At 62.1% G+C, this 5,606-nt stretch carries 9 protein-coding genes and 1 tRNA gene; 4 read left to right on the top strand and 6 right to left on the bottom strand.

Features of this window, described 5'->3' with window-relative positions; genetic code table 11:
• A partial coding sequence (locus EN939_RS18730) for an NmrA family NAD(P)-binding protein (protein ID WP_127269193.1) occupies nt 1-585 on the top strand: 585 nt, incomplete at its 5' end.
• Nucleotides 586-688: 103 nt separating this feature from the next.
• Here EN939_RS18730 and EN939_RS18735 read toward each other — a convergent pair.
• A complete protein-coding gene (locus EN939_RS18735; RefSeq protein WP_127269194.1) occupies nt 689-1,006 on the bottom strand; it encodes a hypothetical protein in 318 nt (105 codons plus the stop codon).
• Nucleotides 1,007-1,286: 280 nt separating this feature from the next.
• Here EN939_RS18735 and EN939_RS18740 point away from each other — a divergent pair, with 280 nt between their 5' ends.
• Nucleotides 1,287-1,529, top strand: coding sequence for a hypothetical protein (locus tag EN939_RS18740; RefSeq protein WP_127269195.1), 243 nt, complete (start codon nt 1,287-1,289; stop codon nt 1,527-1,529).
• 96 nt (nt 1,530-1,625) lie between these two features.
• Here EN939_RS18740 and EN939_RS18745 read toward each other — a convergent pair whose 3' ends face one another.
• The 5 genes from EN939_RS18745 to EN939_RS18765 all read right to left on the bottom strand — a co-directional run bounded on the left by EN939_RS18745 (nt 1,626) and on the right by EN939_RS18765 (nt 3,848).
• Nucleotides 1,626-1,832: a hypothetical protein gene (locus EN939_RS18745; protein ID WP_127269196.1), complete on the bottom strand. Its 207-nt coding sequence runs from the start codon at nt 1,830-1,832 to the stop codon at nt 1,626-1,628.
• 196 nt (nt 1,833-2,028) lie between these two features.
• Nucleotides 2,029-2,214 (bottom strand): hypothetical protein, encoded by a 186-nt coding sequence (locus EN939_RS18750; protein WP_127269197.1) that lies wholly within the window; start codon nt 2,212-2,214, stop codon nt 2,029-2,031.
• Between the two features lie 318 nt (nt 2,215-2,532).
• A tRNA-Gln gene (locus tag EN939_RS18755) sits at nt 2,533-2,606 on the bottom strand.
• 84 nt (nt 2,607-2,690) lie between these two features.
• Nucleotides 2,691-2,984, bottom strand: a complete 294-nt coding sequence (locus EN939_RS18760) for a hypothetical protein (RefSeq protein ID WP_127269198.1) — start codon at nt 2,982-2,984, stop codon at nt 2,691-2,693.
• Between the two features lie 381 nt (nt 2,985-3,365).
• Nucleotides 3,366-3,848: a pyridoxamine 5'-phosphate oxidase family protein gene (locus tag EN939_RS18765; protein ID WP_127269199.1), complete on the bottom strand. Its 483-nt coding sequence runs from the start codon at nt 3,846-3,848 to the stop codon at nt 3,366-3,368.
• Between the two features lie 165 nt (nt 3,849-4,013).
• On the opposite strand from EN939_RS18765, the gene EN939_RS18770 reads away from it, so the two are divergent.
• The gene (locus EN939_RS18770) at nt 4,014-5,090 is read left to right on the top strand and encodes a PAS domain S-box protein (RefSeq protein ID WP_164749551.1); all 1,077 of its coding nucleotides are present in this window, start codon (nt 4,014-4,016) and stop codon (nt 5,088-5,090) included.
• 141 nt (nt 5,091-5,231) lie between these two features.
• Nucleotides 5,232-5,606: MgtC/SapB family protein (locus tag EN939_RS18775; RefSeq protein WP_164749552.1), on the top strand; the 375-nt coding region annotated here is incomplete at its 3' end.

A 5,606-nucleotide genomic window follows, 5' to 3' on the forward strand; every position in this document is an offset into this window, starting at 1 on the left:
GTCTATCTCTCGGTGATCCATGCCGACGTCTATGTGAACGTGCCGCATTTCGCCGGCAAGTTCGGCGTCGAGCGAATGATCGAGCAGATGGGCTTCAAGGCTACGATCCTGCGTCCGGCCTATTTCATCCAGAACGACCTGATGATCGAAGACGTGATCACCGGCTACGGCACCTACACGATGCCGATCGGCGTCAAGGGTCTCGCCATGATCGATGTGCGTGATATCGCCGAGATCGCCGCTCTCGAGTTGCTGCGTCGCGAACGGTCCGCAGAGCCGCTTGCGCTCGAGCGGATCAATCTCGTCGGTCCGCAGACACTGACGGGAACGGATATCGCGGCCATCTGGTCCGACGTGCTCGCCCGCCCGATCAGCTACGGCGGCGACAACACCGAAGGTTTCGAGCAGAATCTCAAGCAGTTCCTGCCTGCCTGGATGGCGTACGATATGCGCTTGATGGGCGAACGGTTCCTGACCGACGGCATGCTGCCCGAGGCCGGCGACGTCGAGCGCCTGACCGCGCTTCTCGGCCGCCCGTTGCGTCCCTATCGCGACTTCGCCTCACAAATCGCCGGCTCCGCCTGAGGAACTGCTCTGGTCATCACCAAGGTACGGAAACAGCAGGGCGGCCCTTTGAGGAGGCCGCCTTGACTGGCACGGGACAAATGCGCGTTCAGCCGGAATTGCCTTACTGCAGGGTGGCCTCACCAGGTCTGTCGAGTTGGGCGTTGACGCGCTCACCATCGTCGCCACCGAGGCCATCCACGAACAGACCAGCTACGCCGTCGAAATTGGTGAGCCCGTCGAATTCAATTGCCGCGCCAATCAGCTGGGCTGCCTGGAAGACAAGGTATTCGACGTCCTCGAGGGCGACGTTTTCGGCCAGATTCCTGACCCTTACATGCTCCGCCACCGCCGTGATGCTGACGATGCCGGTCTTCCTGAAGGCGACCTGGACTGCTGAACGGACGTCATCGCGTAGTCGCGCCGAGTAATCATACCGCATCGAAACCTCCCAAGGGGACCGGTTTTCGTTGAGGTTGCACAATGCGGCAGAGGCTTCGTCTTGGCAAGTCACGAATTAAAAAATATCTAAACAAATCAGGTAGTTACAATAGTTATGCAAGTGTGCGCCTTACGCCGAATACCCATGAGACTCATCTTGAGCATGAGAAGCAGTTCACCCATCGCGAGGTCTTGACGCGCTAGGAGCGGCTTCCTAATTATGCGGTAAGTGAGTTGAATACTCATTCTACGTATTTGTGGTGCTGAGCGAGGGAAGCGCGATGACTGAACTGGAACGCCCGGAACGGTTGCAGATCATGCTGACGTCAGACGAACTGGCGGCGCTGGAAAACTGGCGCTTCGACAAGCGCATGCCGAGCCGTTCGGCCGCCGTGAGGGAATTGCTGCGGCGCGGTCTTGCCTCGGATGGCTTCCTGACGGCGGAGCAAGGGACGAAGTCGCAAGACTTCGGCATCCTGCCAACCGCCGGCGGCAACGGCATTTCCGACGGCGGCAAGGAGTAGGGCGGTTCACCGTGCCTGAGCCGCCCTGGTCCCGCAGGCCGGTCGGCGGTTGCCGCGACGCGGCGCCGGCTGGCGTACCGGGACGAGACTCTCGGTTCAGAGGATATTGGTCGTCACTTCGACGATTATCGCGGCACCTTCCAGGCTGCCATTGGTGACGTGCACGACGCGCGATACCCGCAGATCCTGCGTGGTTCCGTCGATCGACAGCGCAACACTTTCGCCGATCCGGGGAACCGCCTGGAAAACGGCGTCCGTGGCCTCCGGCCGGTTGTCGATCGATAAGCGGCAGTTGACGGTCATGAGATGTCTCCTGTGTCGGCCCGGTGGTCAACGCAGGGTCCGCGAAATGGTTTCAGGAGCCGGATGCAACTTAACGGCGCCCGGATTCGTAAAGCAGTAATTGCTCCATCGTTCATCGTAACGGAGCAACAGCTCGCTGGGGAGGGCGTTGGGGCTGCCCCGGCGAGCTTGATCCGATTTGCCCAGGGGCGTTGCGTCACCGAGGTATGGAGACGAGTTCCGGAGCCCGCAATTCCCCGGCTATCCTTGCCGCCTGGAAGATTGTCATCAAAACCAGGATGGGCTCACCCTCGGTCGGGTTGATGGTCAGGACGACGCGGCCGAGCTCGTCGCTCATGCCGCAAGACCAGTCCTTCACGGCTATCACCTTTCGGACGGCCATATGCCTTCTCCTGCACGGAAGGTTCTCCGCGGGCTACGCCGTCTGGAGTTGGTCGACAGAACCTTCGCCTGACATTGCAACCAGCCGAAATGCGGCAAATGCGGCCAATATTATGAAAACCGCCGTGACGTTCAGGGACATCGTCGATGCAAGGACGCCCCCGTCAAAGCAACTCAGTTCCATGGCGCTGCACCCCTTGAAGCCACTGACGGTCCGGATGATGATCCTGCTTGGGGCGAAATACAAGCGTTCGCTAATACGCTGATGCCGGCTGGCCAGCCCTGCGCGCAGCTTTTGAACAGCCGAACGCTTGGTTGCTGGTTCCCGCTCAAGGGCTCGAACCTCGATTCACGCCTTCAAAGGGCGCTGTCCTACCATTAGACGAAGCGGGAAAATGCACGTTGCGCCCCACCCCTAGCCGGTTCGCGCGCCGGGATCAACGCACGGGGGCGGCAAAGCCGATTGGAAGCGCGGTGTCAGTCCGGAAAGTTGGTGACAGGTTCCTCGCAGCGGTAGACCGGGCAGCTGCCGTCGCGGGTCGGGACACAGGCCGACATCGGCACCTCCGGCCAGTCGCATTCGTTGCCGAACTGCCTGACATAGCGGTCATAGGTGTTGGGTCCGGTGGTCAGCACCACGGCATGATGGCTTTGGAGCAGTTGCCGGAGTTGGTCGCAACTCATCGTGCGGGTGTCGGGCCTGGCTTCGGCAAGGCCGGTCGCGGCCAGCAGGATCGCTGCCGTCATCAAGGCAATTCGGTGCATCGGCATGGCTATTCCCTCGAATGGAAGTATCGGCCGAAACTCGCATCCCGGCGGGTGGTTCCGCAACCGCCGGCTGGCCGTCTGTGGCGGCGCAACCAAATGGTTCGTCGCGCATTGCTGGGGATGGATGGGAGGAAGCCCTACGAGACCCCGCAATGGCGGCCCGGAAACGGGGACCGCGAGGCCATGTGCTGTTCTTTCTGCGGCGGGCGCGACCACAGCTATGAGGACTGTCCGCAAAGGGATACTGACGCCGATCCAGTGCCGAATGCCCCTGACCCTCCCAAGCCAGACTGATCCGCGCCGGTATGCCGCCAGCAATATGTCAAATGCGACCCGCCGGCATTCGTACATCTGACTGATGTCGTGATTTTCAACGCCGTCCGGCTACATCCTGACCTTACCGGTGTCACCGATTTCCGGGCGGCTGTCGCTGACCGTTGCGGCCAGCATCTTCACATAGCTGACCACGGTGCCGGGGCTGTCCCAATACTGGGCGTCCTTCGGCGTCACCTTAAGCACGCGGATCGAAGGATCATCGGCACTGTCCCACCAGGCCTTGGCCGGGGTCGACCACAACTCCCTGATCTTGGCGCGGTCGTTCGAAACCGCCGCCAGACCGCTGACGGAAACATATTTCTGGCCGCCTGAATCGGCGAAGGCGAGACCGACATTGGGCTCGGCTTCGATCTCGTCATCCTTGTGACTGTCGACATCGGTGAGGAAGTAGACGGCGTTTTCGTCGCGCACCACATGCGCCGCCATCGGTCGCGAGCGGATGTCATCGCCTTCGCGAGTGGCGAGCATACAGAAGCCGATCCTGTCCATCAGTTTCCAGACCCGGTCGAGATCGCTGTTGCCGTCGCTCATTGTGTGCCTCCTTATTGAGCCGTCCATGGGGGTGTCGGGTGCAACTCGCGCAGGCGCGCAAGGTTCCGGACATGAACTGCCCGGACTGTTCCTGGGAGGAATGTTGGAGGCGATTGCAACCAAAACGCACCGCGGCGCATTGGTGGCCATGCGCGCGATCCGCGCATGAGGGAGAAGGGGTCGACAGTGACAGATTTGGCGGGCCGTGATGCCTTGATCGCCATCACCGCCGATGCGCGGCTGGCGGCGATTGTCGATTCGTCCTTCGACGCTATCGTCAGCAAGGATCTGAACAGCATCATCACCAGTTGGAACGCGGCGGCGCAACGCATGTTCGGCTACACCGCCGAAGAGGCCGTCGGCCGCTCCGTGCTCATGCTCATCCCCGATCATCTCAAGGATGAAGAGACCGACATCATCAGCCGGGTTCGCAGGGGCGAGCTGCTGGCCAGCTACGAGACGATCCGCCGGCGCAAGGATGGCGGCCTCATCGCCGTGTCGCTGACCATTTCGCCGATCAGGAACGCGTCCGGCGAGATCATCGGCGCCTCGAAGATCGCCCGCGACATCACCGCCAGCAAGGAGAGCGAGCGCCGGATCAGGCTTTTGCTCCGCGAGGTGAACCATCGCGTCAAGAACCAGTTCGCGGTGATCCTCTCGATGATCAGGGAGACCAGCAAACGCTCGACCGATCCGCGTGAATTCGAGGAGTTGATCCGCTCCCGCATCATGGCGCTGTCGCGGTCGCACGATCTGCTGGTGAACTCGGAATGGGCCGGCGCCAGCCTCTTCGACCTCGCCCAGGAGCAGCTCAAGCCGTTCGGCCACGAGGCGCGGGTATCGCTCTCCGGGCCGCTTTTGACCCTGCAGCCGAACGCCGTGCAGAATCTCGGCATGGCATTTCATGAGCTCGGCACCAACTCATCAAAATATGGCGCGCTGGCGAGCGAGGCCGGGCGGCTCGAGATCACCTGGCGGATCGTCGAAGGCGTTTCTGACAAGCGGGAAATTCATCTGGTTTGGGACGAGACGATGCCGGTGCGCGAGGGAGAGCGGCGGGACGAAAGCACGCGCAAGGGTTTCGGCACCGTCGTCCTGCAACGGGTCGCGCCGCAATCGCTGAACGGCTTGGCGGTGCTGGATCGCAGCCCGGGCCATCTCAAATGGTCCCTGACGGCGCCGCTGGCTTCGATCATCGTTCCGCAGCTCGGCGCCGACGTGCCCGAAACCGAAACGTCCTGAGGCCTTGAGGATTGGCTCCATCAACCTCCCTTTGGCAGATGCGTATTCAAAAGCGGCCGCATCCTTGCCGCACCTGGCCGTGGATTCAGGAACCGCGACCCGGTGGCCGCGTTGTGGCGTCAAGCTTTTGGAGGGGACATCATGGAACAGCTCGTCGAGGAATTCGGCCATTCCACCTACACCTCGTTTCCGGTCATCGCGGCGCGGCTGTTGCTGGCCACCCTCTATGGCGCGGTCATCGGTTTCGAACGCGAATGGCGCAATCGCCCGGCCGGACTTCGCACGCATATCCTCGTCTGCGTCGCCGCCGCCACCTTCGGCATCCTGACGGTCGAGATCGTGCACGCGCCGATGTTCGCGGGGGAATCGGTCAAGGTCGATCCGATCCGGGTGGTCGAGGCGGTGACCGCCGGCGTCGCTTTCCTCGCCGCCGGCTCGATCATGTTTTCGCGCGGCGAGGTGCATGGGCTGACGACCGGCGCCGGCATGTGGCTGGCGGGCGCGATCGGCGTCGCC

Source organism: Mesorhizobium sp. M7A.F.Ca.CA.002.05.1.1 (assembly GCF_003998335.1).
Taxonomy (GTDB): Bacteria; Pseudomonadota; Alphaproteobacteria; order Rhizobiales; family Rhizobiaceae; genus Mesorhizobium.